The organism is Bacillus sp. 7884-1, from assembly GCF_002272245.1.
Classification (GTDB): Bacteria; Bacillota; Bacilli; order Bacillales; family Cytobacillaceae; genus Neobacillus.
In genome coordinates this window covers 1-3,544 of the sequence record NZ_NPDD01000313.1, presented here as the reverse complement: position 1 = coordinate 3,544, position 3,544 = coordinate 1, and the positions used below count along the sequence as shown (strand labels likewise).

The 3,544-nt window shown below is 38.1% G+C and carries 3 protein-coding genes; 1 reads left to right on the top strand and 2 read right to left on the bottom strand.

Annotation, left to right across the window (positions count from 1 at the left end; translation table 11 throughout):
• Window positions 1–6: 6 nt before the first annotated feature.
• Entirely contained in the window at window positions 7–684 is a 678-nt protein-coding gene (locus CHI06_RS28805; protein ID WP_095252052.1) for an SOS response-associated peptidase, read from the bottom strand.
• Window positions 685–863: 179 nt separating this feature from the next.
• Between CHI06_RS28805 and CHI06_RS28800 the strand changes: the two genes are divergently transcribed.
• On the top strand, window positions 864–1,904 hold the full coding sequence (locus tag CHI06_RS28800; protein WP_095252051.1) for an ATP-grasp domain-containing protein: 1,041 nt from the start codon (window positions 864–866) through the stop codon (window positions 1,902–1,904).
• 56 nt (window positions 1,905–1,960) lie between these two features.
• Here CHI06_RS28800 and CHI06_RS28795 read toward each other — a convergent pair whose 3' ends face one another.
• Window positions 1,961–3,229, bottom strand: coding sequence for an MFS transporter (locus tag CHI06_RS28795; RefSeq protein ID WP_095252050.1), 1,269 nt, complete (start codon window positions 3,227–3,229; stop codon window positions 1,961–1,963).
• Window positions 3,230–3,544 lie beyond the last annotated feature (315 nt).

Genomic DNA, 3,544 nt, shown 5'->3' with positions numbered 1-3,544 from the left:
ATAGGCTTAACAGATTTTTTGAATCAGTTGGATTGAATTATTTTTAGGTGAATTAACTAAAGGACTCACTTCATAGGCTTCCATTAAACTATGCTCAAGTGGTTTAAGTAAGTGATGAAGCTTATTAGTCTCTGTTATGGAAGGGTCAAGCCAATATTTTTCATCTTCAGGTTTTAAGATAACAGGCATCCGGTCATGGATGTCTTGAACCAGCTCGTTCGGACTCGTGGTGATCACCGAACAAGAATAAATTGATTTTCCTTCGGGGGATTTCCAATTCTCCCAGAGACCAGCCATAGCAAATAATTCATTTGATTTCAGCTTTATTCTCATCGGAATTTTGGTCTTACTATCAACCTTTTTCCATTCATAAAAACTATCGGCCACAATCAAACAGCGTTTTTTCTTATAGGCATTTCGAAAGCTTGGTTTATCAGATAGAGTCTCGGCACGTGCATTAATCATTTTATAACCAATTGACATATCCTTCGCCCAGGGCGGAATTAACCCCCAACGTAAAAACCCCATCTTATTTTGCGATCCATTATTAATCACCGCTAACACCGATTGCGAAGGAGCCACATTATAACTAGGCAAATACTCCTCCTCCTGCAGAAAAAACTCCACATCAAACCGATCAATCAACTGATCAACCGTAGCCGTCAACGTAAACCGTCCACACATACCCAACACCTCGTCCAACATCTATTTGTTTCATTATATCATTTGGTGCCTGTCACCGAATATACATTTTGTCTCCACTTATACATCGAAATATATAGTGAAATGTATAAAATGGAGATTATAGGCGAATAATGTTTAAGGTTTTTAGTTTGAAGAATTCAACATGAAAGAGGTTTCGTATGAGAATTTGGTTTAATAGGTGGTTTACGACGGTTACGCATTTTATGGAGTTGATTCGTAGTAATGATGAGGGACGGAGGTTCGAGATTTTTGGGACTCATTCGAATAAGGACGCTCTCTATTTACAGTATTGTGATTATGCCTTTACAGAACCCACCGTGTCAGGTGAGGAATATATTGAGTTTTGTTTGGAGTTTTGTCAGAAGCATAAGATTGATATTTTCATCCCAAGAAAAGAGAATACTCTAATCGCAAAGAGGCTGGCTGATTTTGAAGCAATTGGTGTGAAGGTGTTGGTATGTCCAGACTCAGAATTGATGGAGACACTGGATAATAAAGCAGCTGCCTACCATTCCATCATGCAAAAGGAAGAGAATGGAGCAAAACTTGTTTCGATACCAGAATTTTATGTTGTTAATAATATCAACGATTTCAAAACCGCGTATCAATGTTTGCGGGATAAAGGACATACAGTGTGTTTTAAACCTGTTGTTGGTGAAGGAGCCATTGGTTTTCGCGTTATTGAGGATCGGATTGAAAGTATTGACCAGCTGTTTAGAAGGGCAAGCAGCCGTCGCCTCCCATACCATTACGCATGTGAAATTTTAGGCCAGCAAGAGGTTTTCCCAGATTTAATGGTGCTAGAGTATTTAGAGGGTCCGGAATTCAGCATTGATTGTGTTGCATCGAATGAGCAGCTGTACGCTGCCATACCCAGAATGAAGGGGGATGGAAGGATAAGAGAAATCTTAGATCACCATGAGCTTATTCAACTTGCTCATCGGTTTCATCAACACTTTCCTATACCGTTTATCTTTAATATTCAAGTTAAATATAATCAGGGTATCCCTAAGCTGCTCGAAATCAATCCCCGAATGAGCGGGGGCATGCATTTTAGCTGTTTAACAGGACTGAACCTTCCTTACCTAGCCATAAAATTATTGCTAGGTGAAGAAATTGGCCAGTTGAAGCCAAGATTTGGAATTCGGGCTAGTCATCTCGAGAAGGAAATGATTCTTGATAAAGATCTTTTTGCATAATATCTAACACCAACAACGCCTTGGGTAATTTCCCAAGGCGTTGTTGGTTTATGTCATTATTTATTAATTACCTGGATTTTTTCAGTGGTTTCAGGAACTCGCAGTAAAACGGCTCCGCCAATGATAAATAAAATAACTAAACTAAATACTCCAGCATTTGTATTACCAGTTATTTGGGCGGTAAATCCAACTAAAGCCGGCCCAAGAATTGAGGCGAATTTATAAAAAATATTATAGAATCCAAAAAATTCGTTAGCATTTTCCTTCGGTACCAGCTTCGCAAAATAAGAACGGCTAAGAGCCTGAATCCCGCCCTGTGAGGAACCGACAAGCATCGCTAAAATCCAGAAATCTAAGGTTGTTTTCATAAAATAAGCATAGATACAAATAATAATATAAATAAAAATGCCAACTAATAACATTCTCTTTCCTGTGAATTTATCTGCCAGCCTTCCATACAGCATAGCGAACGGAGCAGCAATAACTTGTGTAGCAAAAAGAATTATTAACAGATTTGTAGATGATATCCCAAGATCAGTTCCATAGGCAGTGGACATAGTGATGATCGTGTGAACGCCATCAATATAAAAGAAATATGCAATAAGGAATAGAAATAAAGGACGGTAAGCTTTTATCCTTTTAAGAGTTTGAAATACTTTTTTAAAGCTGGTAGAAATCGGTTTTGCAACCCGCTCGACGTAATAGACCTGTTCAACATTTTTTAACATTGGAATCGTAAAGGTTCCCCACCAAATCGCGGTGATTGCAAAGGCTATCTGCGTGGAGACGGTTACTGATAAAGGCAGAACCCCTTGTTGAGATAATAGAATGAGAGCAATACCGATAATGAAAGGAATAGTACTCCCGATATAGCCCATTGCAAACCCGCGTGCAGATATCTTATTCATCCGTTCTTCACTCGTAACGTCTACAAGGAAGGCATCATAAAAGATATTGGCTCCTCCAAAACCAATGACGGTAATAATATAACAGATTAAGAGGATAAACCACTGATTAGTTGGGACAACTGCCAACAGTGCCGTAAAGGCAATACCTAGAATCACAAAAAAGGTAAATAACCTCTTTTTTAAGCCTCTAAAATCCCCAATGGTTCCTAGAATCGGTGCACAAATCGAAACGAGGAGTGTCCCAAAAGAATTTGCGTATCCCAAATACGCAGTAGAGGTAGACCCTGCAAGACCTGCACTATCTGCAGCTGCTTTAAAATATAAGGGAAAGATGGCTGTTGTAATTAATATGGAGTAAGCAGAATTAGCCCAATCATAAAAAACCCAGCTCTTTTCTTGCTTCGTCAATCGACTCATAGAGTTTTCCTCCTATTTACTTGTGGACTAAAATGCTAAAAGCTCCTGGATTATTCTACATTTTTATAACCTGAATTTACTCCTCTCTAAAATAAATATATGCGGCCTCATCATAACTTTTACAATTGGCCACCCAATTATTTATCTTTTCTTTAGCATTGATGGAAATGAGCTGTGTTTATGAAATAGCCTATTTGGCTTACTTGAATTAATGGTATGTCTATCATTATTGTACAATATATAAAGGGGATAATTGTTAATTTTTCAATAATTTTTACCCTTTTGGTAATAATGCTATTTAAAAAAGCCAGTTCA

Bases quoted from the DNA above. Each gene is read 5' to 3' on its own strand.
- CHI06_RS28805 (WP_095252052.1), bottom strand. From the start codon at position 684: ATGTGTGGACGGTTTACGTTGACGGCTACGGTTGATCAGTTGATTGAT.
- CHI06_RS28795 (WP_095252050.1), bottom strand. From the start codon at position 3,229: ATGAGTCGATTGACGAAGCAAGAAAAGAGCTGGGTTTTTTATGATTGG.
- CHI06_RS28800 (WP_095252051.1), top strand. From the start codon at position 864: ATGAGAATTTGGTTTAATAGGTGGTTTACGACGGTTACGCATTTTATG.